The organism is Maricaulis sp. (assembly GCF_015665295.1).
Lineage (GTDB): Bacteria > Pseudomonadota > Alphaproteobacteria > Caulobacterales > Maricaulaceae > Maricaulis.
The window spans coordinates 37,449-60,194 of sequence record NZ_JADFAJ010000003.1 but is presented as its reverse complement, the minus strand read 5'-3'; the positions used below and the strand labels follow the sequence as shown (position 1 = coordinate 60,194).

Genomic DNA, 22,746 nt, shown 5'->3' with positions numbered 1-22,746 from the left:
CACACGAATGAGGGCGGCCGCTCCGGTCCTACCACCCGCAGCCGCGACCGAAAGGCACCCGGTTTGATGACGGCACACCCTGGGCCCGCATGCGCAAGCATGCTCGCTCGGGCGGTTATCCGCTTGCAGCAAAACGAAGGGCAACACCATGACCAAGCTGATGATTTTCGACGAAACGACCGCGCCGGCCAAGGCCAAGCCGATCCTCAGATCGGTCCGCTCGAAATACGGCTTCATCCCCAATCTCATGGGTGAACTGGCGGCGTCGCCGGCGGCGCTGGAGTCCTATGCCACCCTGTCCAGCCTCTACGGGCAGAGCGGGCTGACCCCGGCCGAACAGCAGGTCGTGCTGCTGACCACGAGCCGCGAGAACAATTGCGGCTATTGCGTCGCGGCCCATTCGACGGTGTCGCTGAACACTGATCTCGACCGTCAGGTCCTGTCAGCGCTGCGTGAAGGGACGGTGATCGACAGCGACCCGCGGCTCGAGGCGTTGCGGCAATTCACGGCGTCCATCGTGCGCAATCGCGGTCTCGTCGAGCGCCACGATATCGACGCCTTCCTGGCCGCCGGCTTTACCAGGGCCAACATTCTGGACGTGATGACAGGCGTGACGATGAAAACGATGTCCAACTACGTCAATCACATCGCCGAGACCGAGCTGGATGACGCATTCCAGGCCATGGCCTGGTCGAAGCCCATCCTTCAGCATGCCGACTGAGCACGGGCGTGTCGCCCGGTGCGGGGCCGGCTCTCCGGCTCCCTCCGGCTTACTCCGGCTGCCGGCGGCAAGGTTGCGCCTGATCAGATCGCGCCGTCGACCCAGAGCTCCGAGAGGCGGCGCGCAATCGCGATCGAGGGGGGCATGGCCGCATCGGGATGCGTGCCGGCGAGCATGGCGCGAACCTCGTCGCGGCTGAACCAGCGGGCCTGTTCGAGCTCGTGCGGATCCACAGTCACGGTGGCATCGCTGACCGGGGCGACCAGCCCGATCATCAGCGAGGAAGGGAAGGGCCAGGGCTGGCCCATGACATAGCGGATCTGCGCGATGTCGGCCTTGACGCCAGCCTCTTCCTCGAGTTCGCGGGCGCACGCCTCTTCCAGGGTCTCGGCCGGTTCCACAAAACCGGCGAGTGCCGACCACATGCCTTCCGGCCAGGCTTCCTGGCGTCCCAAGAGGCAGCGGTCGCCATCGGTGGCCAGCATGATCACGACCGGATCAACACGCGGAAAATGCTCGGTTTCACAAGCCGGACACTGGCGCCGCCCGCCGCCGGACCTGATCAGGGTCGCGCTTCCGCATGCGGCGCAGAAGCCGTGGCGCGCATGCCAGGCGAGCAAGGCCTTGGCCTGGGCATAGATCGCGGCCTCGTCATGGCTCAATGCCATGGCTGCCTGGCGGGCCGGCGTGACCTGCGTGCCAAGCGGCAGGCTGTCGGGCGCGGTGATGGCGGCCGCGAAGCAGGGCGATCCCCTGTAATGGCCAAGGAAAAGGCCGCATTCCATATCCGCCAGGGCGGCGATCTCATCGCGCCGAAACCAGAACAGGCCACCCTGGCCCTGCAGGACCGGATCGCCCTCGACCAGGCCCAGCCACCAGCCCTCATTGCCGCCCAGCAAACCGGCGACCCGGCTTTCATCGCGGCGCAACAACTCGCCCCGATCGAGCGGTGATCCGGCAAAGACGAGCGGGTCTCGGTCGGCCAGCAGGGAGCGGTCATTCATGGGCAATATCCGAATACGATGCGGTGGCCGTCCGGATCGTGGACGGCGATCTCCGTGCAGCCATAGATACGTTTGACCGGGCCTTCAACAAGGGGTGTTGCACGGGCCGCAAGGTCTTCGGCGAGGATCGCGATGTCGCGAACCCAGACATCGGCATCGAATAGGTCGAGACCCGGCGTGTGGGTGCGCAGGGGTGGCGGCGCAGTGTCGGCCTGCCGGAGCATGATTGCGGCGCCGTCTCGCTCGGCGATGGCAAAGGCCTGGTTTGTGGCCGGGTCAAAATCGCAGGCAAAGCCCGGCGCGGACCGGTACCAGTGCACGGCAGAGGCGAGGCCGGGCGTCAAAAGGATGGCCGCGCTTCCAAGCAGGTTGGCGGTCATGGCGGTCTCCCGGAGCGATGGCGTGCCGACAAACTGCCCGCGGCAGGTTCGGCTGTCATCCTGCCCTTGCTATTGAGAATGATTCGCAATTAAATGGCGGGGCTGATCCGGAGGTATTGCCCATGTCTGCTTGTTCCGACCCGTCCCTGCTTCAGGCTAACCAGGCCAGCCTCGTCGTGCGCGACTGGCTGGAAACACAGTCGCGGGTCACCGATTACTGGCGCGACCTCCTCTTGTCCTCCGGCGGCGACGAGGCGCTGATCGCGGCGCTCGATGCACATGCCATGTTTCTGCGCGCCGCCGCCCATATCGGCGAGGGTGAAATCAAGCCGTCAACGAGCCTGTCCCCACGGTCCGGACGGTCGGCCTGACGCGGCGCCGGAATGTCTGCCGCCATCCCTTGCACCCCAGCCTCAGGCACGCGATATAGGGGGTGGAAGATCGGCGGTGGACGAGCGCCTCGCCAACCCGGTCAGGTCCGGAAGGAAGCAGCCGTAACGAGTTTCGCTCGGGTCGCTGTCCGGTCTTCCACTCTATCGTGCGCCCGTGACCGCCGTGTTTCGAGGCCGCCGCCGGCAACCGCAAACCCGATGAGCTGTCATGGATGATACGCCGCTCCCGAACGATGCCGACGGAGCGGGCGACGTCCTGATGCCCGGGCTCGACCTGCCGGACACCGGTCCCAAGCCGGGTTACCAGGTGCTGGCCCGCAAATACCGCCCGAACACGTTCGAAGACCTGATCGGCCAGGACGCCATGGTGCGCACCCTGACCAATGCCTTCGCCGCCGGTCGCATCGCCCATGCCTACATGCTGACCGGGGTGCGCGGGGTCGGCAAGACGACAACGGCCCGCCTCATCGCGCGGGCGCTGAACTTCCAGACCGACAGTATCGACGCCCCCTCCATGGCTCTGGCCGAAACCGGCCGTCATTGCGAGGCCATTGCCCGCTCGGCGCATGTCGATGTGATGGAGATGGACGCCGCCTCGCGGACCGGTGTCGGCGATATCCGCGAGATCCTGGAAGGCGTGCGCTATGCCCCGGTGTCGGCGCGCTACAAGGTCTACATCATCGACGAAGTGCACATGCTCTCGACCTCCGCCTTCAACGCCCTGTTGAAGACGCTGGAGGAGCCGCCCGAGCACGCCAAGTTCATTTTCGCGACGACCGAGATCCGCAAGGTTCCCGTGACGGTGCTGTCGCGTTGCCAGCGCTTCGATCTCAAGCGGATCGAGCGCGAAGTCCTGACCGATCATCTCGACCGGATTTGCGGCCTCGAGGGCGCGTCGGTGGAGCGTGACGGACTGTCGCTGATCTCGCGTGCGGCTGAAGGGTCGGTGCGTGACGCCCTGTCGCTTCTGGACCAGGCGATCGTCCAGGGCAGCGACGCCGACGGACCGGTCAGCGCGCCGCAGATCCGCGATATGCTGGGGCTGGCCGACCGGGCCCGCGTGCTCGACCTGCTGGAACAGACGCTGACCGGCAGGACAGCCGATGCCCTGGCCGAGCTGGCGTCCCTGCATGATGCCGGTGGTGATCCGGTGGTGATCACCCGGGACCTGCTGGACTATGTCCATGCCACGGCGCGGGTGAAAGCAGCGGGACCGAAGGCCGACCTTGGTGAAGCCGCCGACACGGTGACCCGCCTCGTGACGCTGGCGGAGAGCCAGACTCTGGGTCAGCTGACCCGGATGTGGAAGATCTTGCTGACCGGACTCGATGATGTCCGCGCCGCGCCGGATGCGCTGGCTGCCGCGGAGATGACGGTCCTGCGCCTGGCTTCCGCCGCCAGCCTGCCGCCGCCGGAGGAGGCCGCACGCGTTCTCGCCGGATTGCCGCGCACCGGCGCACCGTCGGAGGCGCCGGGAAAGCCTGAGCCGGCCACCGCGCCGGACCCGGCCCCTGCCGCCAGCAATCCGTCCAGCCTGTCTTCCAGCCATCGTGCGCTGCAGGAAGCGGAACCGGCCAGCGCCGTTGAACAGGATGAGGCTGCGATCTGCGGACCGCAGACCTGGGAAGCGCTGATGGAAATGCTGCGCGAGAAGCGCGATATCGGTCTGCAGTCCGACATGGAGCGCTATGTGCGTCCGGCGGCGTTCAAGCCCGGCTCCTTCAGCTTTCAGCCGATCGAGGACGCGCCGCGCGATCTCGCCCAGCGCCTGTCCCGACGACTTCTGGAATGGACCGGCGAGCGCTGGATGATCCTCGCTGATGCCGGTCTTCGCGGCGGCGAGACCTGGGCCGAACGGCGTGAACGCCTTAAGGCGGAACGCCTGGAGGCGGCTCGCCGCGACCCGGCCGTTACCGAGGCATTGCGCCTTTTCCCGGGCGCCGAAATCACCGCCGTGCGCGATCCTGCGCCGGCGGATGCTGATCGAAATGATGAGACCACGGAGAAACGCGCATGACCGATCTGATGGGCCTGATGAAGCAGGCGCAGGCCATGCAGGCGAAAATGGCCGAAGCCCAGGCCCGGCTCGACGAAACGCAGGTCTCGGGCGAGGCCGGGGCCGGCATGGTCCGTGTCACGCTGACCGCCAAGGGGGATATGGTGTCGCTCAAGGTCGATCCGGGCGTGCTGGACCCGTCAGAGCCGGAAATCCTCGAGGATCTCGTCAAGGCAGCGCATGCCGATGCCCGCCGCAAGGGCGAAGCAGCCCAGCAGGAGATCATGAAGGAAGCGGCTGGCGGCCTGCAATTGCCGCCCGGCATGAAGATGCCCTTCTAGGCCCCGCCCGGAATGAAAACCGCTTCCGCCGGACCCGAGATCGAACGGCTGATCTCATTGCTCGCCAAACTGCCTGGCCTGGGACCGCGCTCGGCGCGCCGCGCCGCGCTGCATCTGCTCGGCAAGAAAGACGCGCTGATGCGTCCACTGGCCGATGCGCTGGCGGACGCCGCCGACAAGATCCGGGCCTGCACGGAATGCGGCAATCTCGACGTTGCCGACCCGTGCACCGTCTGCGCCGCGCCGAACCGGCTCGACGCCGCAATCTGCGTGGTCGAGACTGTCGGCGACCTGTGGGCACTCGAGCGGGCCGGTGCCTTCAAGGGGCGTTATCATGTGCTCGGCGGTGTCCTGTCAGCGCTGGACGGCGTTCGACCGGAAGACCTCAACATCGCCAAACTGGTGGAACGCGCCGCCCGTGAGGAGGTGTCCGAGATCGTGCTGGCGCTCAATGCGACGGTCGATGGCCAGACGACGGCGCACTACCTGGCTGACCGGATGGCTGATTGCGGCGTGGCGGTCACCTCGCTGGCACGGGGAGTCCCGGTGGGTGGCGAGCTGGATTATCTCGATGACGGGACCCTGGCCGCAGCCTTCCGCAGCCGGTCAAGCGTCTGAATTAGCCTATTCAACGGACAGATTCGGACTATTGTCCTTGAGGGCATCGGGGAGACGGCTGTGGACGAGAGACCTACGGAAAGCCTTGAAGACATGAATCCGGCGCGCGTGACACGCCGCGCCTTCGTGCTCTTTTTCTGCACCGGCCTGTTCATGGTCTCCCTGGTTCTTGCCGCCATCACGGCAGTCAAGATACAGGCCTTTCATCTCGGTCCGCTGACGGTGCTCGTTCCGGCTGGAACCCTCGCATTCGGCCTGACCTATCTCGCAACCGATGTGATTTCCGAGGTCTGGGGGCGGGGCTATGCGCTGTGTGTGGTGATTACTGGCGTCCTGATGCGCTTCGTGATCCTGCTGCTGCTGCTCTACGCCATGCACGCCGAGGCGGTCTTCCCCTTCATCACGACGGGCGGAACCTGGAGCGATGCCCAGCAGGCGGCTTTCGTCGAGGTCTTTTCATCCGGCAACCGGACCAATTTTGCGGGCCTTGTCGCCTTTGGCATCAGTGCACTTGCCGATGTGATGATCTTTCATCACTTGCGGGAAAAGGATGCCGGCAGGAACCGGCTCTGGCTGCGCAACAATGTCTCGACCATGGTGTCGCAGATCTTCAACAGCACGATCTTCATCTCGGTCGCCTTCGCCGGCAACCAGACCTGGGCGGTGATCGGCAGTCTGGTGCTGGGCCAGGTGATTGTGAAGCTGCTTGTTGCTGCCATCGATACGCCGCTGGTCTATCTCCTGCGCAATATCGCAGAAGGTCGAAAGCTGACCGATCTCACCGGGTAGGCGTCCTCATGCCGCCGGTCAGGGGATGACAGGCACCAGGCGCAGGACAGCACCGTCCGTGGCGTCGGTGAGGACATAGAGATGGCCGTCAGGCCCGCTCGCCACATCGCGAATGCGCTCGCCCGGATCGGTCAGGAGCTCCTCCGTCGAAATCACGCGATCGCCCTCGATCTCCAGGCGTATGAGCATGGAGCCCGCCAGGGCGCCGACGAAGAGGTCACCCTGCCAGCGCTCGAACCCGTCCCCCTGGTAAAACGCCATGCCTGACGGGGCGATGGACGGGTCCCAGAACCAGATCGGCTGTTCCATGCCCGGCCCGTGGGTGGCATCGGAAATCGGCGTGCCGTCATAATCGACACCCCAGGTAATGCGTGGCCAGCCATAATTGTTTCCGGCCTCGATCACGTTGATCTCGTCGCCACCGCGGGCGCCGTGCTCATTGGCCCAGACCGAGCCGGTCTGCGGATTGATGCCGATACCCTGAACATTGCGGTGGCCGTAGCTGTAAATCTCCGGCCCGGCGCCGCGAACGCTGACGAAGGGATTGTCGAACGGGACCGTGCCGTCATCGTTGAGCCGGACGATGGTGCCGAGATGGTTGGCCAGGTTCTGGGCCTCATTGGGATGCAGACCGCCTTCGCCCAGGGTGAGCAGCAGGGTGCCGTCGCCGAGGAAGAGAAGCCGGCCGCCGAAATGCAGGCCGCGGGCCTTGGCGAAATTGACCCGGAACAGGGTCTCGACGCCCTCCAGCGCCGTAGCCGCCTCATTCAGCCGGCCACGGGCGAGCGCCGTATGATTGGCACTCATGCGGCCTTCGGAGAAAGCGAAATAGACCAGCCGGTTGCTGACAAAATCCGGGTGCAGGGCGAGGCCCAGCAGACCACCCTGGCGCGCGGCAAAAATGTCGGGCAATCCGGCGATCGGGGCGCCGCGCAGCACGCCGTCCTCGATCAGGCGAAGCCGGCCTGCGCGCTCGGACACCAGCATGTCCCCATCGGGCAGAAAGGCGATTGACCAGGGAAATTCCAGGCCGTCCGCTACGGTCTCGATGCGAAAATCAGCCTGCTCGGTCTCGTGGATTGTCGTTTGTGCCCAGCTGGCTGAGGCCAGCAAGGCGGCGGCGGCAAGGCTTGCAAGCATACGCATGTGTCCACTCCCGACCCGGCGCGGTCGGACAAAGACTAGCGCATGCCGGCTGCCGGGGCAGCGGTGTTTGCATCACGATCCGGATATTTTCGCCTTGGCGTTAAAGCGCGATTGAGCCGGCAAAGCTGGCCAGGCGGGAGCCAAGGCGGGGCTGGAAGGCGCTCACCTGTGACCAGCGGCGACGCAGCCGGCCGGGAAGCTCGCCAACCCGGCCCGGCACGAGGGCCAGGGCTTGTTCGGCCAATTCCCAGGACCGGATTCCCAGGGCTGCCATGCCGGGTGCGAGGACGCGTCCATCAGCCAGCGGCACGGAATGGCTGGCATAGTGTTTTTTGTAGTGATCGCCGCCGCGGCCGAGATCAACCCGGTTCAGACCGCGTTCCGGGGCCTGCTCGAACAGGCCGTGCAGAAGCAGCAGGCCGGGCGAGTAGCGCGCCAGTTCCGGATCATAGGCCGGAAACCAGGAGTGATAGATATCACCTGCCACGAGGCCGAACTCGACCGCAGCGAGCCGGTCGCCGAACCAGAGCGCAGCCGTGAGCCCGGAAAACTCATCGCCCTCGCGCTGGCGCAGGTCGCGGAGAACCTCCTGCACCCAGTCGACGCCGAAGACATTGAGCTTGCCGGTGTCGCGATACTGCGCCTGCTTCCAGGTGCTCAGAGCCGCGAAGGCCTGGCCGTCCGGATCGCCCAGCGTGACGCGGACCTCGCCAAAATCACGTATCGCGGCGCGCTGGCGCCGGGCCGTCTTCTTGAAATGATCCTTGTGCAGGGCGCGGCGGGCCTCCAGGAAGGCGGTGCCGTCCTGCCCCAGATCGGCAATATGGCTGCCGCAGCGCTGGCGCTGCATAGACCGGTTTTCCCTCAGCGGGCCGTGCCAGTTCTCAAAGACCAGCGCCGAACCGCCGGCGGCCCGGGCCAGGCGCTCGGGGATGATGCGGGCGGGGTCGCGCGCGATCACGCCCTGATAATCGCTCATCGGGGCGCCGATCGGGCGGACAATGCCGCCATGCGCAGCATGATGGGGAAAATAGCCAATCGTTTCACCGCCATCCTCGATGATCGCGATGCGGGCATCGGCGCGGGCGCGGGCGACCGTCTGCGCGAATTCAAACCGCAGATAAGGGCTGACCAGCTTGCCATCCGGGCACGCCCAGTCATTCCATTGCGCGATCTGCCCGGCGGAAATGTCCTCGATTGAAACGATTTGCGTGCGCACCGTGTCCCTCCCAAGACGTTCACCCCGTTCCAAGCAAGCTTCAGGCCGGATCGGGGTGAGGCAGGGAGTCGGCGGGGTGACTGGTTTTGTCCGGGCAGCGTGCCAGGTTTGCGGCGGTGCGGGGCGGGCGGCTGGCCGCACCCGGACGACTCATCCAGAATGGCGGCCAGCAGGAAGGCGACAAACACCGTGACCCTTACAGATATTTCCCCGGAAACCTGGCTCGTTCTCGGCGGCATGGCCGTTACGCTCGCAGTGCTTGCCGGCTTGCTGCTGACCCGCAAACCGGCCGCGACAACATCGCCGGATACCGCCGAACTCGACCGGCTGCGCGCCGAGCGCGATGATTGGCGCGAACGCCAGGAACAGGCAGCGACTGATCTGGCAACCGCACGCGAGGCGGTCGCCCGGCTTGACGGCGTCGTGGAAGAGCGTGACCGGTTGCGCGCCTCCCTGGAGGCCGTCACAGCCGAGCGCAATGCGCTCAATGCCCGTCATGAGGCGCTCAAGACCGAACATGACGCGACCCAGCGCCATCATGACGAGAAGCTGGCCGAGCTGGACAAGGCCCGCGAGCGCCTGAGCGAGCAGTTCAAGCTGACCGCCGCCGAAATCCTCAAGACCTCCGGCGCCGAGCTCAACAAGCAAAGCACGGACAACCTCCAGACCCTGCTCAACCCCTTGCGCGAACAGCTCACCGATTTCCGCGCCAAGGTCGAGAAGGATGCCGAGCAACGTCACGGCCATGCCGGCGAAATCAAGCAGTTGATGGAAACCGTGCGCAAGGATGCGGCGCGCATGTCCGACGATGCCCAGAAGCTCGCCAACGCGTTGCGCTCATCGTCCAAGGTGCAGGGCGATTGGGGGGAATTGGTACTGGCACGAATTCTCGAGAGTTCCGGCTTGCGCGAGGGCCATGAATTCCACACGCAGAAGAGTGAAACCCTGGAGGACGGCAGCCGGCTGCGCCCCGATATCGTTGTTGACTTGCCGGGCGGGCATCGCTTGGTCATCGACTCCAAGGTGTCCCTGAAGGCTTTTGATCAATGCGTGAATGCCGAGACCGAAGAAGAACGCGGACTCGCCCTGAAGCAACACATCCAGTCGGTGCGTAATCATGTGAATTCGCTGGGCGCGAAGGATTACGGCCAACTCTACACTGGCGTGTCGTTTACCTTGATGTTCATTCCGCTGGAAGGTGCGGCTTCTCTGGCGCTCCAGAATGACGTCAACATCTCCGTCTATGCCGCTGAGCGGGATGTGATGATCGCAACACCGACGACGCTGATGATGGCGATGCGGACAATCGGCAATCTGTGGACCGTGGACCGCCAGAACCGCAACGCGCTGGACATCGCGGACCGTGCCGGAAAGCTGTTCGACAAGTTCCACGGGTTCGTGTCGGACATCGAAGAAATCGGCCAGCGGATCAATCAAGCGGAAAATGCTTGGAGTAATGCCAAAGGTAAACTGATCGACGGTCCGGGAAATCTCGTCGGCCAGGCTCAGAAACTGAAGGACCTCGGCGCCAAGACTCGCAAATCTCTGCCGGCGGAATACCTCGATGCGGCGGGTGTCGAGGACCTGCCCGCGATTGGCGCCCCGGAAGCGGTCGATTCTTGATCCTTTAAGCCGGGGCGACTATCTAGGGGTCATGGCTGTTCTCGATATTCTCACCGTTCCCGATCCGCGGCTCAAGGAAGTGTCGCAACCTGTTGACCAGGTTGACGACGAACTCCGCGCGTTGATGGATGACATGCTGCAGACCATGTATGCGGCGGATGGTATTGGCCTGGCCGCGATCCAGGTCGGCGTTGCCAAGCGCGTCATTGTCATGGATCTCGCCGGTCGGGACGAGGAGCCGCAGCCGCGCTATTTCGTCAATCCGGTCCTGTCCGACCCGTCCGACACGCTCAAACCCTATGAAGAGGGCTGCCTGTCGGTGCCGACCGTCTATGACGAGGTCGAGCGCCCGGACCGGATCCGCATCCGCTATCTCGACTATGACGGAAAGCCGCAGGACGAGATTGCCGAGGGCATGTTCGCCGTCTGCATCCAGCACGAGATGGACCATCTCGAAGGCGTGCTCTTCATCGACTACCTCTCCCGCCTCAAGCGCCAGCGCGCTGTCCAGAAGGTAAAGAAGGTCGAGAAGTCCAAGGACCGCGACGCGGCCTAGCGCCGCCCGTGCGGCTCCGCGAAATTGATCATCGGTCCGGCGGGCACGATGCCGGTGGGATTGATGGTGCCGTGGCTGGCGTAATAATGCTTCTGGGCATGCTCGAAATTGCACGTCTGGGCGATGCCGGGATGCTGGTAGAGGTCGCGCGCATAGGCCCAGAGATTGGGATAATCGACCAGGCGTCTGAGATTGCATTTGAAATGGCCGAAATAGACCAGATCGAAGCGCAAAAGCGTGGGCAATAGGCGCAGGTCAGCCTCGGTAATGGTGTCGCCGGCCAGATAGCGGGTGTCGTCCAGCACCTGTTCGAGATGGTCGAGGGTCTCGAACAGCGGGAAAACCGCTTCTTCATAGGCCGCCTGGCTGGTCGCGAAGCCGGACCGGTAGACGCCATTATTCACCGTTTCGTAGATCCGGTCATTGAGGGCATCAATCGCGGCCCGCTTGTCGGCCGGATAATAATCGCCGGGCTTCGCGCCGACGCCGTCAAAGGCCGAATTGAACATGCGGATGATCTCGGCACTCTCGTTGGACACGATGCGGCCGGTTTTCCTGTCCCACAGGACGGGCACGGTTACCCGGCCGGAATAATCCGGCTCGGACTGCAGATAGACCTGATACATCAGATCCTTGCCCAGCAGTCGGTCGCCGACAATCCCGTCCTCGTCGCTTTCGAAAGTCCAGCCCTTGTCGGCCATGTGCCAGTGCACAACCGAGACCGGGATCATGTCTTCCAGCCCTTTCAGCGCCCGGTAGATCAGGGTGCGGTGGGCCCAGGGACAGGCGTAGGACACATAGAGGTGATAGCGGTCGGGCTCGGCGCGGAAGCCCTCGCGGCCGGTTGGACCGGCCGATCCATCCGCAGTCACCCAATTGCGCAATTGGGCCTCGGAACGTTCGAAGCGCCCGCCGGACTTGTCGGTGTCATACCAGGTATCATGCCACTTGCCGTCGACGAGCAGACCCATGGATCCCTCCGATTTTCTGTTTGATGGTCAGCGAAATGGGGACAGGTCCAATTAACGCGCTGTGCGGAACGCTTGGCCGGTCCGGAGACCGGCGCGCTAATTGGACCTGTCCCCGATCAGGTTCAGAACTTGCCGGCCTGGAAGTCACGCACCGCCTGGTGCAGCTCGGCCTCGGTATTCATCACGAAGGGGCCGTAGCGGGCGACCGGCTCATCGATCGGCTTGCCGGCAACGAGCAGCAGGCTGGCGCCTTCAGGTCCGGCCTTGAGCGCGATCCGGTCACCGTCTTCCAGGACGCCGAGATCGGGATCATCGACACGGCCTTCGCCGGACGAGACCGAGCCCTTGTACACCGCGATGAAGGCGGTGTGGCGGGGATCAATATCCTCTTCCAGCGTGGCGCCGGGCTTGAGCACGATATCGATCAGGGTCGGCTGGATGGCGACAGAGGTGGCCGGGCCGGTGACGCCGGTCGAACTGGATCCGGCGAGCACGCGAAGGCTGGCGCCGGGTCGGGTCTCGACCGGAATCTCGCTCTTGTCGAATTCCTGGTAGCGCGGCTCCGTCATCTTCAGCGCGCCGGGCAGGTTGACCCAGAGCTGGAAACCCCAGAGCCGGCCATTGTCCTGCTCGGGAATCTCCGAATGCACGATGCCGCGCCCCGCAGTCATCCACTGGATGCCGCCACCCTCGATCACGCCGGCATGGCCCTTGTTGTCGCCATGGCGCATCTTGCCGTCGAGCATGATGGTCACGGTTTCAAAGCCGCGATGCGGGTGGTTCGGGAAGCCGGCCATGTAATCGGCGCTGTCGTCCGAGCGGATCTGGTCAAGCATCAGGAAGGGATCAAGCTCCATCAGGCCGCGATGCCCGAGCATGCGGGTGAGCTTTACGCCCGCCCCGTCCGAGGTCGGAAGGCCGCGCGAAACCCTGGTGATCCGGCGCGTCTTGGTGAGGGTATCGGTCGCGGTCATGGAGCTGGGATCCTGTCCTTCACCCGTCTGAGGGCATTTCCGCTACACAAAATAGGGATTTTACGCGCGAGCGCCACCGAAACAGCCGAAAGAGATTGTTTCCATCGTGGAAGCGATCAGGCAGGTTGCTGTGAATCTGAGGAGTGAATCATGCGCCTGGCAGTTCTGATATCCGCGCCGCTGGCCCTTGCTGCCTGTTCGAACGATCAACCGGCGGCCGGGGCCGACCTGTTCGATCGCTTGTCCGCCCTGTGTGGCCAGGCTTTTGAGGGCGAGGTTGTCAGTGATGATCCGCGCGATGCCGACTGGGCGTCACAAGTCCTGACCCTGCATGTACGTGAGTGCTCTTCTTCGGAAATCCGTATTCCCCTCCATGTCGGTGAGGACCGGTCGCGGACCTGGGTCATCACCCGGGAAGCGGCGGGCCTCCAGCTCAAGCATGATCATCGTCATGAAGATGGCAGTGAGGATACGCTCACGCAGTATGGCGGGATGACGATCACCGCGCCCACCGAGACGCGGGCCGAATTCCCGGCCGACCAGTTCTCGCGCGGTCTGTTCGATCGCGAGGGTATTGCGGTGTCCATGGCCAATGTCTGGTCCGTCACCCTGACCGATACCACCTTCACCTACGGCCTGGATCGCCCCGACCGACATTTCGAAGCCGTCTTCGATCTGACCATGCCGGTCCAAGCGCCGCCGCCGCCCTGGGGCGCAGAATAAGCGCAAACCGGCTTGACGGCGGACCCTTGTTCGCGCTCAAACCCGCGCCATGACCTTACGCCTTGCCTTTATGGGCACGCCCGATTTCGCGGCGCGCTCGCTCGCTGAAATCGCGGCTGCCGGCCATGAGATCGCCCGTGTCTACACCCAGCCGCCGCGCCGGCGCGGACGTGGGCAGTCGGAACAAAAGACGCCGGTTCACCAGCTGGCGGAAATCCTGGGCATCCCTGTCTCGACACCCGAGAGCTTTCGCGATCCGGACGTGATCGCGGAGTTTGCCAGCCTCGACCTCGATGTGGCGGCCGTGGTCGCCTATGGCCAGATCCTGCCGCAGGCCGCGCTGGACGCACCGCGTCTGGGCTGTCTCAACCTGCACGCCTCCCTGCTGCCGCGCTGGCGCGGTGCCGCGCCGATCCAGCGGGCGATCATGGCAGGTGACGCGTTGACCGGCGTGCAGTTGCAGCAGATGGAGGCCGGTCTGGATACCGGTCCGATCCTGCTGTCGGAGACCGTGCGTATTGCTCCGAACGACACCGCCGCCACTCTGCACGACAAGCTGCGCGATGCCGGTGCCCTGATGTGGCCGCGCGCCTTGTCGGCGCTGGAACGCGGGTCTCTGGAAGCCGTGCCGCAGTCCGACGAGGGCGCCACCTATGCAAAGAAGATCTCTGCTGCCGAGGCCCGGATCGACTGGTCGCGCCCGGCAAACGAGCTGTCGGCCCATATTCGAGGCCTCTCGCCCTTCCCGGGCGCCTGGTTCGAACTGCCCACCGAGAAAGGGCCGGTCCGCACCAAGGTCTTGATGGCCGAAACTGTCGAGGGCGACGGTGCTCCCGGGACCGTATTGCAGGGTATGACGGTCGCCTGCGGTGAGGGTGCGCTGTCGCTGACGCGGCTGCAGCGCGAGGGCAGGGGCGCCATGGATGCGGCGACCTTTCTCAATGGCAATCATGTCCCCGCCGGGACGGTGCTGGGCTGATGACGCGCTACAAGATCACGATTGAGTATGACGGTCGCCCCTTTGCCGGCTGGCAGCGCCAGGCCAATGCTCCTTCCGTGCAGGCAAGCCTGGAGCGCGCTGCCGCGAAGCTCGATGGCGCGCCGGTCCTCGTCTATGGCGCGGGCCGTACCGATAGCGGTGTGCATGCGCTCGGCCAGGTCGCCCATCTCGACCTCGCCAAGGATCTGTCAGCCGACAAGGTCCGCGATGCGATCAATTTCCACCTCAGGCCTGACCCGGTCGCCATTCTCGAGGCCGAAGAAGTGAGCGCGGACTTCCATGCCCGCTTTTCCGCCACCCAGCGTCACTATCTCTACCGGATGATCGACCGCCGCGCCCCCCTGACGCTCGACAAGGGCCAGGTGTGGCGTGTCCCGCGCAAGCTCGACGCCGAGGCGATGCATCATGCGGCAAAGGCGCTGCTCGGCCGGCATGATTTCACCACGTTCCGCGATGCCCAGTGCCAGGCTGAAAGTCCGGTCAAGACGATCGATGCGATCTCGGTCTCGCGCTATGGCGAGGAGGTCCAGCTGACCTGTTCGGCGCGGTCCTTCCTGCACCGCCAGGTGCGCTCCATGGTCGGGTCGCTTGTCGAGGTCGGCGTGGGCAAATGGTCGGCGCGGGACTTCCGGCAGGCCCTCGATGCCGCCGACCGCAGCCAGTGCGGCCCGGTCGCTCCGCCTGACGGTCTGTATCTGACGGCTGTCGACTACCCGGCCGCGGCCTGAGCGCCGGACAAGGCCTGGCTGATCGCCACAAGGACCAGGAAGGATGTCATCGCCGGGATGGTCGCCGTCAGCGCCGCGGTGATCGTCGGCAGGCCCAGCGTCACATAGGCCAGGCGCCAGTGGACCAGGATGCGCAGATAGCCGTAGAGGAAGAACAGGAAGTCGCGGAACTCGGCATTGATGATGCCGATGACTTCCAGCGCCAGGATGCCGGCAATCACGCCATAGAGCCAGACAACGCCCCAATTGTGCACGACCACCCAGTGCATGTATCGGTTTCGGGCGCCGGCGATCGCCACGGCGACAGCGGCAGAGACCGGAAAGCTCAGCCAGGTCCCGAAGAAGATCAGGAAATAGGTCGTCGCGTCGACCGACGTGCCGATATATTGCCGCTCGACATGCGCGAGGATGGCCAGCGGCAGGGCGAACAATATCCCGCCGAACGAGCGCCAGAAGCCGCGCAGCGAGACGTCGAACATCGCTTCGCCGCCGGGCCGGAAGGTGAGCAGCCGAAGGGCGCCCAGCATGCCGCGCCATCCTTCCATGACAAGGCCGATCATGCGGGAAAATCCTTGAAATAGCGGGTCAGGATGCGCGTGTAGATCGAGGTCAGGCTCTCAATGTCGCTGACCGGCACGCGCTCGTCGATCTGGTGCATCGTGGCCCCGACGAGACCGAACTCGGCCACCGGTGCGTAAAGCTGGATGAAGCGGGCATCACTGGTGCCACCGCCCGTGGTCAGGGCCGGGCGTCGGCCCGTCTCGGCCTCGACGCAGTCCTGCAACAGGGTGGTGAAGGCGCCGGCCGGGGTCAGGAAGGCTTCGCCGGTAACATGGATATCAGCCTCGACCCGGCCGTCGAAATCGAGATTCGCCTTGGCCACCTCGTCACGGATCCACTGGCTCAGCGCATCGCCGGTATGGGCGATGTTGAAACGGATGTTGAAGCGCGCCACCGCGGCCGCGGGAATGACATTGGTGGTCGGATTGCCGACATCGACGGAGGTGACTTCCAGATTGGATGGCTGGAAATGCGGGACGCCCGTGTCCAGCTCGCGCGCGGTCAGGCGGCCCAGCAGGGTGAGCAGTGGCGGGATCGGGTTTTCGGCCCGCTCGGGATAGGCGACATGGCCCTGCCGTCCGGTCACGGTCAGCCTGCAGTTCAGCGAGCCGCGCCGCCCCGACTTGATGGTGTCGCCGAGCGTATTGGGATTGGTCGGCTCGCCGACGAGGCAATGGTCGAAACGCTCGCCCTCTTCGGCCAGGGCAACCAGAACGGCCTTGGTGCCGTGAATGGCCGGGCCTTCCTCATCACCGGTGATCAGGAAGGCGATCGAGCCGTCCGGCTCGCCGGCCTTGGCCAGAAAGCGGTCCACCGCGGCCACCATGGCGGCAATCGCGCCTTTCATGTCGGCCGCGCCGCGTCCCCACAACAGGCCGTCATCGGCCTCTGCACCGAAGGGCGGCCGGGTCCAGTCGGCGTCCGCGCCGGGCGGGACAACATCGGTATGGCCGGCAAACAGGAAGCAGGGCGAGGCCGAACCGCGCCGCGCATAGAGATTGTCGACCTCGCCAAACGGATAACGGCGGCAGGCAAAGCCCAGTTGTTCCAGGGCTGCTTCCAGCACGCCCAGCGCACCGGCATCGGCCGGCGTGATCGACGGGCGCCGGATCAGCGCCTGGGCCAGCGGCAACGGGTTGGAAAGGTCGGCGGTCGTTCTCATATGGGAAACATAGCCAGTTCGCTCTTTCAGGCCAGATCAAGGACGCAGCCATGCCGAAATTCTCGCTCGACGACATCGAAGAAACCGGCGGGACCGGTTACCCGCCGGAATTCGCCGGTGTTGTGGACGGTCGCCAGGCGCGCCGCCTGACCGGCCCGGCCGGTCTGACCCAGTTCGGGGTCAACCTGGTCCGGCTCAAGCCGGGCGCCTGGTCGGCGCAGCGTCACTGGCACACACATGAGGATGAATTCGTCTGGCTGGTCGAGGGCGAGGCCAGGCTGGTGACCGACGAGGGCGAAACCGTGATGCGCCCCGGTGATTGCGCCGGCTTTCCGGCCGGCGAGCCTGACGGCCATTGCCTGATCAACCGGTCGCAGGCCGATTGCGTCTTTCTGGTCGTGGGGTCACGGCTGGACGCTGACGGGGCGCACTATCCGGATATCGATCTGGAGGCGAAGCCGGGCCGCTATTCCGGTCCCGGACTGTTCACGCGCAAGGACGGATCGCCGGTCTAGCCAAACAGCGCCTTTTCCATCGCGAAGCGCTTGAAGGCGATGCCGCGGATCGAGACATCCTCCGGCGCAGTCACCGAATAGCCCAGGGCCGCGAAAGCCGGCTGGGCCATCAGGCTGGCATGGACGTGCAGGCGCGTCTGCCCCGTGCGGCGCGCCTCCTGCTCGATGGCGTCATGCAGGGCCCGGAACACGCCCTTGCGCTGCCAGCTGGGCCGGATATAGGCGAAGTCGACATAGGCCGGCGCCTCAAGCGTCATGAAACCGACGATGGTTCCCGCCTGTTCGGCAATGATGATGATCTGCTGGCCGAGGCGCTCGTCCCAGTCCGGGCCCTTGCGGGGTTCGGGCACCCAGGCCGCCCGTTGCTCGGAGGTGTAGCGGCTCGGCCCGTTGCGGACCGCGTCATACATGACTTCGCCCAAGGCGACATGGTCCGCTGCGCTGCCGCGGCGGATCAGGATCGGCGTTTCCATGGTGGCATCCGTGAGGCTAGTGCGAGCGGCCGTGGGTTTCGCGGAAGCGTTCCATCGAGACCGAGATCTTGAAGGTTTCGCGATATTTCGGCGAGCCGACCGGGCGCGGCGGTTTCTGCGAGGTCAGGGCGAGAATGCGCTCGAGCGTGTCATGCGCGGCACCGGACTGGCCGGCCCCGATATAGGCGTGCAGTTCGACCAGGGCGTCCGACAGGGGGTCGCCGCCACGGATGATGAAATAGGGTTCTTCCGACCCCATCCGGTGCAGCACGTCGAACTCGGACGGGTTGTCGGCCGAGCCGTATGGGGCCGCCGGATTCTTTGCTGCCGGCTTTTCCTTGATCGTGTCGTCAGTCATCGCGCGCCCCTTCGAGAGTGATTTGGCCCATGTGACCAGATTCGACGGCAAAACGGTAGCGGCGCATCAGCGCAGGCCGGGCTTCGGGTGAAGCAGGGGTTTGCGGTCAGGGCGATGGCGGCGCGGCGCGGCGCGCGCTAGACAGGGGGTATGTCATCCATCGCACCCAGACGCATCGCCATTATCGGCGCCGGCCCGGCCGGGCTGATCGCCGCCGAACACCTCGCCACGATCGGCCATGAGGTCGAGATCTTCGAACGCATGCCGACGCCGGGGCGCAAATTCCTCATGGCCGGACGCGGCGGGCTCAACCTCACCCATTCCGAGCCGCTGCCCGCCTTCCTGGGCCGCTATCGCGAAGCGGCCGACTGGCTCGGCCCGACCATCATGCAGCATGAACCCGCGGCCTTGCGCGCCTGGTGCGAAGGCCTGGGACAGGCGAGCTTTGTCGGCTCCTCTGGCCGGGTCTTCCCCGAGGCGATGAAGGCCTCGCCCCTGTTGCGGGCCTGGCGGGCCCGGCTGGACTCGCTCGGCGTGCGCTTTCATCTGCGCCATGAATGGACCGGCTGGAATGATGAGGGCGCGCTGCAATTCTCGACGCCGGACGGCCCGATCGCCATGCAGCCTGACGCCACCTTGCTGGCGCTCGGCGGTGCCAGCTGGCCGCGTCTGGGCTCGGACGGCGGCTGGACCGAACATCTCGCCGGCCGCGGCGTCGCGCTGGTTGCGTTTTCTGCTGCCAATTGCGGGGTCGAGATTGCCTGGAGCGCGGTGACACAGGACCGGTTTGCCGGCGCGCCGCTGAAGACGATTGCGCTGAGCCTGGGTGAGGACCGCGTCCCCGGCGAGGCGGTGATCGCGCGCTACGGGCTCGAGGGCGGTGCGGTCTATGCCCTGTCGGCGCCAATCCGTGCGGCGATGGCGGCTGGCAGGCCTGTGACCCTCCATCTCGATCTCAAACCGCATCGCGACGTGTCCGACATGGCCGCCTGGCTCGGCAAGGCGAAGAAGGGGCAGTCGCTGACCAATACGCTGCGCAAGGCCGGTCTGACACCGCAGGCGATCTCGGTGCTGCGCGATGCCGTGCCGGACCTGCCGCGTGATCCTGCCGCGCTGGCGCGGCTGATCAAGGCCGTCCCGCTGAGGGTGACGGCCCAGCGCGGCCTCGACCGGGCGATCTCGTCCGCCGGCGGCATTGCCCGCACCGCGCTGGATGAGCGCTTCATGCTGACCGCCCTGCCGGGCGTGTTCGCAGCCGGCGAGATGCTGGACTGGGATGCCCCGACCGGCGGCTATCTGCTGCAGGCCAGTTTCGCGACCGGTCTGGCCGCCGCGCGGGGTGTCGAGGCCTTCCTGGTGAACCCTTAGCGCAGCAAATCGTTGATCGAGGTCTTGGCCCGCGTCTGCGCATCGACACGCTTGACGATGACGGCGCAGTAAAGGCTCGGCCCGCCCTTCGGATCGGGCAGGGCGCCGGGCACCACAACCGAATACGCCGGGACTTCGCCATAGCTGATCGCGCCGGTGGCGCGATCAACGATCTTGGTCGAGCGGGTGATATAGACACCCATTGCCAGTACCGAGCCCTCGCGCACGATCACGCCCTCGACCACTTCCGAACGCGCGCCGATAAAGCAATTGTCCTCGATGATCACCGGGTCGGCCTGCAGCGGTTCCAGCACGCCGCCAATTCCGGTACCCGCCGAGATGTGGCAGTTGGCGCCGACCTGCGCACAGGAGCCGACACTGGCCCAGGTGTCGATCATCGTGCCTTCGCCGACATGGGCGCCGAGATTGACATAGGACGGCATCAGCACGGCGCCGGGCGCGATATAGGCGCCCCGGCGGACCGCACAGGGCGGCACGGCGCGGAAGCCGGCGGCCTTGAACTCGGCCTCGCCCCAGCCTTCAAACTTGGATGGGACCTTGTCCCACCAGCGCGCACCGGCAATCCCGCCCTCGATCAGGCCCATCGGATTGAGCCGGAAGCCCAGTAGGACGGTTTTCTTCAGCCATTGGTGCACGACCCAGTTGCCATCATCCCCACGCGAGGCGACCCGCGCCTGGCCGCTGTCCAGCAGGCTGATCGCGGTCTCGACGGCCTCGCGGACCTCGCCGGTCGTGTCGGTCGATACCGAGTCACGGTTTTCCCAGGCGGTTTCGATCGTGGTGATGAGGGCGGTGTCGGTCATGAGGCGTCGTCCGGTGTGGCAGCGGTCCGGATGGACCCGAGGAAGGTGGGCAGGCAGTCCACGGCGTGGTGGACGTGATCGGGATGTTCGTCCGGCGCGGCGCTCTCTTCGTCGCGCGGGCCTTCTTTGGCGCGAACGAGCACGGTTGTGAAGCCCATCTCGTGCGCGGTCTTGAGGTTGCGCACGCTGTCCTCGAAAAAGATCGACTGGCGCACCGGCAAGTCGAAATGCGAGACGAACTTGTCGAAGCCGGCCTGGTGCGGCTTGGGCTGGAAGCCTGACGCCTCGACATCGAAGATGTCGTCGAAGAGATGGGTCAGCCCCATGTGACTGAGAATGTTTTCGGCATGGCTGAGCGAGCCGTTGGTATAGACGAGGCGCTTGCCGGGCAGGGCTTCGATACGGGCCGCCAGCTCGGGATGGGTGATGATCCCGGTCGGGTCGACATCATGCACGAAGTCGAGGAATTCCCGCATGTCGACCGTATGGTTGGCCATCATGCCGTTCAACGTGGTGCCATAATCGCGCCAGTAGGACTTCTGGACGATGCGGGCTTCGTCCTCCGGCAGGCCGAGCGTGCGCGCGACATATTGGGTCATGCGCCGGTCGACCTGGGTCATGATCGGGGCGTCGGACGGGTAGAGCGTATTGTCGAGGTCGAAGACCCAATGGGTGATATGTCTCAGGTCGGCCATGTCAGGGCCTCCGGAAGTCGCCCTCGCCCAGCGTGATGCGGGCACCGCCCTCGCTGGGCTGGGCGATGCGGCGGAAACTGGCGGCCGTATAGCCGCGGTCGATGCAATCGGTTCGGCCTTCGGCGACAAACCGCGCCGGCGCGATGCAGAAGGATTCATTGCCCTCGACCAGGCCGCGTCGTCCGGCCGTGTTGATGCGTTCGGCATAGTAGAAGGCGTTGGCGGTCTCGAGCCGGGTCGCCAGCACGCGGGCGCATTCGCCGGCATGGATGCGCCACCAGCCGCGTGACTGCCAGATCGTGCCGAGCTGGTAGCCGATGGCCACGGCGATATCGCCATCGGCTTCATTGCACATGGTCAGCCCGCTCCCGGCGTTGCGGCCAAGCGCGCGCGCTTCCAGCGCGTCGATCAATGCATCATCAGACGGGCGACTGGTCAGGCCGGCATCGCTCAGAAAACTGCTGACCGAACGCGAGGTCGAGCGACCGCTCAGACCGTCGACCGCAGTGATGGGATAGCCCGCCGATTGCAGCAGGCGCTGGATGCCGGCAATGCCCGCCCGACTGCCAAAATTGACCGGTTCGACCAGCACCGTGCGCTCGCGGTCATCGCCCTCGCGGATGAAGAAATCGCGGGACGCCATGCCAAGCGAGGAGCAGCGTGTATTGGCGACGACCTCGAAGTCGGATTCATCAACGCAGAGCGGGACAGTGCCGCGCCATTCGCGGACGCCGCCGAGATAGGCGATCGAGGACTTGGCGTAATAGAAGATCGGCTGGTCGCTATCGAGGTCCACATCGTTGGCGATGGTGACACAATTGCCCGGCCGCAGCCGGGTCCAGCCTTCGATGGCGACCCCGCCCTCAACCGCCCAGGCGGCGGCGGCTTCGACGATGTAGCTTGTCTCGTTGCACAGTTCGGCTGCATCGGCGCGCGGTGCGGACGTCAGGAACAGGACGGGCAGGGCAACAAGGCCGGCAAGCAGGAAACGCAACATGCGCGATCATCCCATGTCGGGCAGCAGGGCGACAATCTCGGCCCGCAGCTGGTCGACCCCGTCCTGCTTGGCGCTTGAGGTGGCGACCACGCGCGGGAAGGCTGCCGGTCGCTTGGCGATCTTCTCTGCCGTCTCGCCGATCAGGCGGACCACGGCTGGTGGCTTGATCTTGTCGGTCTTGGTCAGAACGACCTGGTAGCTCACGGCGGCTTCATCGAAGACGTCCATGATCTTCAGGTCGACCTCTTTCAGGCCGTGACGGCTGTCGACGAGCAGGTAGACGCGCTTGAGGTTTACCCGGCCGCGCAGGAAGGCTCTGGTCAGGCGGGTCCATTTCTCGACCACCGGCTTGGGCGCCTTGGCATAGCCATAGCCGGGCAGGTCGACGATGCGCAGATCGCTGTCCGCCACCTCGAAGAAGTTGAGCTCGCGGGTCCGGCCCGGCTCTCCCGAGGCGCGGGCAAGGCCCTTCTGGTTGGTCAGGGCGTTGATCAGCGAGGATTTGCCGACATTCGAGCGCCCTGCGAAGGCAATTTCCAGCTTGTTTGGCTCGGGCAAATGATCAAGCGCCACCGCTCCCATCAGGAAGGTGCAGGGCCGCGCGAAGAAACG

General features: G+C 65.3%; 27 protein-coding genes and 1 other RNA gene. 14 read left to right on the top strand and 14 right to left on the bottom strand.

The window, feature by feature from the left end:
* Positions 1 to 148 precede the first annotated feature (148 nt).
* Entirely contained in the window at positions 149 to 721 is a 573-nt protein-coding gene (locus tag QZZ02_RS01810) for a carboxymuconolactone decarboxylase family protein (RefSeq protein ID WP_291841859.1), read from the top strand.
* Between the two features lie 83 nt (positions 722 to 804).
* On the opposite strand, the gene nudC is transcribed toward QZZ02_RS01810, so the two are convergent.
* Positions 805 to 1,725 (bottom strand): NAD(+) diphosphatase, encoded by a 921-nt coding sequence (gene nudC / locus QZZ02_RS01805; protein ID WP_291841857.1) that lies wholly within the window; start codon positions 1,723 to 1,725, stop codon positions 805 to 807.
* Positions 1,722 to 2,105 carry a VOC family protein gene (locus tag QZZ02_RS01800; protein WP_291841856.1) on the bottom strand — a complete coding sequence of 128 codons (384 nt, stop codon included), beginning with the start codon at positions 2,103 to 2,105 and terminating at the stop codon, positions 1,722 to 1,724. Before QZZ02_RS01800 ends, nudC begins: the two co-directional genes overlap by 4 nt.
* A gap of 122 nt (positions 2,106 to 2,227) precedes the next feature.
* Here QZZ02_RS01800 and QZZ02_RS01795 point away from each other — a divergent pair, with 122 nt between their 5' ends.
* From QZZ02_RS01795 to QZZ02_RS01770, 6 genes are all read left to right on the top strand, one after another.
* Positions 2,228 to 2,476, top strand: a complete 249-nt coding sequence (locus QZZ02_RS01795; RefSeq protein ID WP_291841855.1) for a hypothetical protein — start codon at positions 2,228 to 2,230, stop codon at positions 2,474 to 2,476.
* A 64-nt stretch (positions 2,477 to 2,540) separates the two neighbouring features.
* Positions 2,541 to 2,638: signal recognition particle sRNA small type (gene ffs / locus QZZ02_RS01790), an RNA gene on the top strand.
* A gap of 67 nt (positions 2,639 to 2,705) precedes the next feature.
* Positions 2,706 to 4,514 (top strand): DNA polymerase III subunit gamma/tau, encoded by a 1,809-nt coding sequence (locus tag QZZ02_RS01785; RefSeq protein WP_291841854.1) that lies wholly within the window; start codon positions 2,706 to 2,708, stop codon positions 4,512 to 4,514.
* Positions 4,511 to 4,834, top strand: a complete 324-nt coding sequence (locus QZZ02_RS01780; RefSeq protein ID WP_291841853.1) for a YbaB/EbfC family nucleoid-associated protein — start codon at positions 4,511 to 4,513, stop codon at positions 4,832 to 4,834. Before QZZ02_RS01785 ends, QZZ02_RS01780 begins: the two co-directional genes overlap by 4 nt.
* Positions 4,835 to 4,846: 12 nt before the next feature.
* Positions 4,847 to 5,452, top strand: a complete 606-nt coding sequence (recR, locus tag QZZ02_RS01775) for a recombination mediator RecR (RefSeq protein ID WP_291841851.1) — start codon at positions 4,847 to 4,849, stop codon at positions 5,450 to 5,452.
* A 60-nt stretch (positions 5,453 to 5,512) separates the two neighbouring features.
* Positions 5,513 to 6,241, top strand: a complete 729-nt coding sequence (locus QZZ02_RS01770; protein WP_291841850.1) for a queuosine precursor transporter — start codon at positions 5,513 to 5,515, stop codon at positions 6,239 to 6,241.
* Positions 6,242 to 6,259: 18 nt separating this feature from the next.
* On the opposite strand, the gene QZZ02_RS01765 is transcribed toward QZZ02_RS01770, so the two are convergent.
* Together QZZ02_RS01765 and QZZ02_RS01760 are read right to left on the bottom strand one after the other, a co-directional pair.
* Complete coding sequence (locus QZZ02_RS01765) at positions 6,260 to 7,387, bottom strand: PQQ-dependent sugar dehydrogenase (protein ID WP_291841849.1); 1,128 nt, start codon at positions 7,385 to 7,387, stop codon at positions 6,260 to 6,262.
* 100 nt (positions 7,388 to 7,487) lie between these two features.
* Positions 7,488 to 8,606, bottom strand: coding sequence for a GNAT family N-acetyltransferase (locus QZZ02_RS01760; protein ID WP_291841848.1), 1,119 nt, complete (start codon positions 8,604 to 8,606; stop codon positions 7,488 to 7,490).
* 189 nt (positions 8,607 to 8,795) lie between these two features.
* Here QZZ02_RS01760 and rmuC point away from each other — a divergent pair, with 189 nt between their 5' ends.
* Complete coding sequence (gene rmuC / locus QZZ02_RS01755) at positions 8,796 to 10,229, top strand: DNA recombination protein RmuC (RefSeq protein WP_291841847.1); 1,434 nt, start codon at positions 8,796 to 8,798, stop codon at positions 10,227 to 10,229.
* A 31-nt stretch (positions 10,230 to 10,260) separates the two neighbouring features.
* Positions 10,261 to 10,785, top strand: a complete 525-nt coding sequence (gene def, locus QZZ02_RS01750) for a peptide deformylase (RefSeq protein WP_291841846.1) — start codon at positions 10,261 to 10,263, stop codon at positions 10,783 to 10,785.
* Here the strand turns inward: def and QZZ02_RS01745 are convergent.
* A complete protein-coding gene (locus QZZ02_RS01745) occupies positions 10,782 to 11,756 on the bottom strand; it encodes a glutathione S-transferase family protein (RefSeq protein WP_291841845.1) in 975 nt (324 codons plus the stop codon). The genes def and QZZ02_RS01745 overlap by 4 nt on opposite strands.
* A gap of 122 nt (positions 11,757 to 11,878) precedes the next feature.
* The gene (locus QZZ02_RS01740; RefSeq protein ID WP_291841844.1) at positions 11,879 to 12,730 is read right to left on the bottom strand and encodes a pirin family protein; all 852 of its coding nucleotides are present in this window, start codon (positions 12,728 to 12,730) and stop codon (positions 11,879 to 11,881) included.
* Between the two features lie 150 nt (positions 12,731 to 12,880).
* Between QZZ02_RS01740 and QZZ02_RS01735 the strand changes: the two genes are divergently transcribed.
* The 3 genes from QZZ02_RS01735 to truA are packed head-to-tail and all read left to right on the top strand — an operon-like array spanning position 12,881 to position 15,181.
* A complete protein-coding gene (locus tag QZZ02_RS01735; protein ID WP_291841842.1) occupies positions 12,881 to 13,453 on the top strand; it encodes a hypothetical protein in 573 nt (190 codons plus the stop codon).
* A 49-nt stretch (positions 13,454 to 13,502) separates the two neighbouring features.
* Positions 13,503 to 14,432, top strand: coding sequence for a methionyl-tRNA formyltransferase (gene fmt, locus QZZ02_RS01730; protein ID WP_291841841.1), 930 nt, complete (start codon positions 13,503 to 13,505; stop codon positions 14,430 to 14,432).
* Entirely contained in the window at positions 14,432 to 15,181 is a 750-nt protein-coding gene (truA, locus tag QZZ02_RS01725; protein ID WP_291841840.1) for a tRNA pseudouridine(38-40) synthase TruA, read from the top strand. Before fmt ends, truA begins: the two co-directional genes overlap by 1 nt.
* On the opposite strand, the gene QZZ02_RS01720 is transcribed toward truA, so the two are convergent.
* Positions 15,163 to 15,741 carry a hypothetical protein gene (locus tag QZZ02_RS01720; RefSeq protein WP_291841838.1) on the bottom strand — a complete coding sequence of 193 codons (579 nt, stop codon included), beginning with the start codon at positions 15,739 to 15,741 and terminating at the stop codon, positions 15,163 to 15,165. The two genes, truA and QZZ02_RS01720, sit on opposite strands and share 19 nt — an antisense overlap.
* Positions 15,738 to 16,904: a succinyl-diaminopimelate desuccinylase gene (gene dapE, locus QZZ02_RS01715; RefSeq protein ID WP_291841837.1), complete on the bottom strand. Its 1,167-nt coding sequence runs from the start codon at positions 16,902 to 16,904 to the stop codon at positions 15,738 to 15,740. Before dapE ends, QZZ02_RS01720 begins: the two co-directional genes overlap by 4 nt.
* Before the next feature lie 50 nt (positions 16,905 to 16,954).
* Between dapE and QZZ02_RS01710 the strand changes: the two genes are divergently transcribed.
* Positions 16,955 to 17,419, top strand: a complete 465-nt coding sequence (locus tag QZZ02_RS01710; protein ID WP_291841836.1) for a cupin domain-containing protein — start codon at positions 16,955 to 16,957, stop codon at positions 17,417 to 17,419.
* Here the strand turns inward: QZZ02_RS01710 and QZZ02_RS01705 are convergent.
* Together QZZ02_RS01705 and QZZ02_RS01700 are read right to left on the bottom strand one after the other, a co-directional pair.
* On the bottom strand, positions 17,416 to 17,892 hold the full coding sequence (locus QZZ02_RS01705) for a GNAT family N-acetyltransferase (protein ID WP_291841835.1): 477 nt from the start codon (positions 17,890 to 17,892) through the stop codon (positions 17,416 to 17,418). The two genes, QZZ02_RS01710 and QZZ02_RS01705, sit on opposite strands and share 4 nt — an antisense overlap.
* 16 nt (positions 17,893 to 17,908) lie before the next feature.
* On the bottom strand, positions 17,909 to 18,250 hold the full coding sequence (locus QZZ02_RS01700; protein ID WP_291841834.1) for an aspartate decarboxylase: 342 nt from the start codon (positions 18,248 to 18,250) through the stop codon (positions 17,909 to 17,911).
* 150 nt (positions 18,251 to 18,400) lie between these two features.
* On the opposite strand from QZZ02_RS01700, the gene QZZ02_RS01695 reads away from it, so the two are divergent.
* Complete coding sequence (locus QZZ02_RS01695; RefSeq protein ID WP_291841833.1) at positions 18,401 to 19,618, top strand: TIGR03862 family flavoprotein; 1,218 nt, start codon at positions 18,401 to 18,403, stop codon at positions 19,616 to 19,618.
* On the opposite strand, the gene dapD is transcribed toward QZZ02_RS01695, so the two are convergent.
* The 4 genes from dapD to yihA are packed head-to-tail and all read right to left on the bottom strand — an operon-like array spanning position 19,615 to position 22,716.
* Positions 19,615 to 20,442 carry a 2,3,4,5-tetrahydropyridine-2,6-dicarboxylate N-succinyltransferase gene (gene dapD, locus QZZ02_RS01690; RefSeq protein WP_291841832.1) on the bottom strand — a complete coding sequence of 276 codons (828 nt, stop codon included), beginning with the start codon at positions 20,440 to 20,442 and terminating at the stop codon, positions 19,615 to 19,617. The genes QZZ02_RS01695 and dapD overlap by 4 nt on opposite strands.
* Complete coding sequence (locus tag QZZ02_RS01685) at positions 20,439 to 21,137, bottom strand: pyrimidine 5'-nucleotidase (protein ID WP_291841831.1); 699 nt, start codon at positions 21,135 to 21,137, stop codon at positions 20,439 to 20,441. The genes dapD and QZZ02_RS01685 overlap by 4 nt, the downstream gene beginning before the upstream one ends.
* Position 21,138: 1 nt before the next feature.
* Positions 21,139 to 22,134 carry a DUF1036 domain-containing protein gene (locus QZZ02_RS01680; RefSeq protein ID WP_291841830.1) on the bottom strand — a complete coding sequence of 332 codons (996 nt, stop codon included), beginning with the start codon at positions 22,132 to 22,134 and terminating at the stop codon, positions 21,139 to 21,141.
* Between the two features lie 6 nt (positions 22,135 to 22,140).
* Positions 22,141 to 22,716: a ribosome biogenesis GTP-binding protein YihA/YsxC gene (gene yihA / locus QZZ02_RS01675; RefSeq protein WP_291841829.1), complete on the bottom strand. Its 576-nt coding sequence runs from the start codon at positions 22,714 to 22,716 to the stop codon at positions 22,141 to 22,143.
* Positions 22,717 to 22,746 lie beyond the last annotated feature (30 nt).

Coding starts and splice junctions, on each gene's coding strand:
- def (WP_291841846.1), top strand. CDS start 10,261: ATGGCTGTTCTCGATATTCTCACCGTTCCCGATCCGCGGCTCAAGGAA.
- QZZ02_RS01810 (WP_291841859.1), top strand. CDS start 149: ATGACCAAGCTGATGATTTTCGACGAAACGACCGCGCCGGCCAAGGCC.
- QZZ02_RS01795 (WP_291841855.1), top strand. CDS start 2,228: ATGTCTGCTTGTTCCGACCCGTCCCTGCTTCAGGCTAACCAGGCCAGC.
- fmt (WP_291841841.1), top strand. CDS start 13,503: ATGACCTTACGCCTTGCCTTTATGGGCACGCCCGATTTCGCGGCGCGC.
- QZZ02_RS01765 (WP_291841849.1), bottom strand. CDS start 7,387: ATGCGTATGCTTGCAAGCCTTGCCGCCGCCGCCTTGCTGGCCTCAGCC.
- QZZ02_RS01720 (WP_291841838.1), bottom strand. CDS start 15,741: ATGATCGGCCTTGTCATGGAAGGATGGCGCGGCATGCTGGGCGCCCTT.
- QZZ02_RS01740 (WP_291841844.1), bottom strand. CDS start 12,730: ATGACCGCGACCGATACCCTCACCAAGACGCGCCGGATCACCAGGGTT.
- QZZ02_RS01780 (WP_291841853.1), top strand. CDS start 4,511: ATGACCGATCTGATGGGCCTGATGAAGCAGGCGCAGGCCATGCAGGCG.
- dapE (WP_291841837.1), bottom strand. CDS start 16,904: ATGAGAACGACCGCCGACCTTTCCAACCCGTTGCCGCTGGCCCAGGCG.
- QZZ02_RS01705 (WP_291841835.1), bottom strand. CDS start 17,892: ATGGAAACGCCGATCCTGATCCGCCGCGGCAGCGCAGCGGACCATGTC.
- QZZ02_RS01695 (WP_291841833.1), top strand. CDS start 18,401: ATGTCATCCATCGCACCCAGACGCATCGCCATTATCGGCGCCGGCCCG.
- dapD (WP_291841832.1), bottom strand. CDS start 20,442: ATGACCGACACCGCCCTCATCACCACGATCGAAACCGCCTGGGAAAAC.
- recR (WP_291841851.1), top strand. CDS start 4,847: ATGAAAACCGCTTCCGCCGGACCCGAGATCGAACGGCTGATCTCATTG.
- QZZ02_RS01785 (WP_291841854.1), top strand. CDS start 2,706: ATGGATGATACGCCGCTCCCGAACGATGCCGACGGAGCGGGCGACGTC.
- nudC (WP_291841857.1), bottom strand. CDS start 1,725: ATGAATGACCGCTCCCTGCTGGCCGACCGAGACCCGCTCGTCTTTGCC.
- QZZ02_RS01745 (WP_291841845.1), bottom strand. CDS start 11,756: ATGGGTCTGCTCGTCGACGGCAAGTGGCATGATACCTGGTATGACACC.
- truA (WP_291841840.1), top strand. CDS start 14,432: ATGACGCGCTACAAGATCACGATTGAGTATGACGGTCGCCCCTTTGCC.
- QZZ02_RS01800 (WP_291841856.1), bottom strand. CDS start 2,105: ATGACCGCCAACCTGCTTGGAAGCGCGGCCATCCTTTTGACGCCCGGC.
- QZZ02_RS01710 (WP_291841836.1), top strand. CDS start 16,955: ATGCCGAAATTCTCGCTCGACGACATCGAAGAAACCGGCGGGACCGGT.
- QZZ02_RS01735 (WP_291841842.1), top strand. CDS start 12,881: ATGCGCCTGGCAGTTCTGATATCCGCGCCGCTGGCCCTTGCTGCCTGT.
- QZZ02_RS01685 (WP_291841831.1), bottom strand. CDS start 21,137: ATGGCCGACCTGAGACATATCACCCATTGGGTCTTCGACCTCGACAAT.
- QZZ02_RS01700 (WP_291841834.1), bottom strand. CDS start 18,250: ATGACTGACGACACGATCAAGGAAAAGCCGGCAGCAAAGAATCCGGCG.
- QZZ02_RS01680 (WP_291841830.1), bottom strand. CDS start 22,134: ATGTTGCGTTTCCTGCTTGCCGGCCTTGTTGCCCTGCCCGTCCTGTTC.
- yihA (WP_291841829.1), bottom strand. CDS start 22,716: ATGGGAGCGGTGGCGCTTGATCATTTGCCCGAGCCAAACAAGCTGGAA.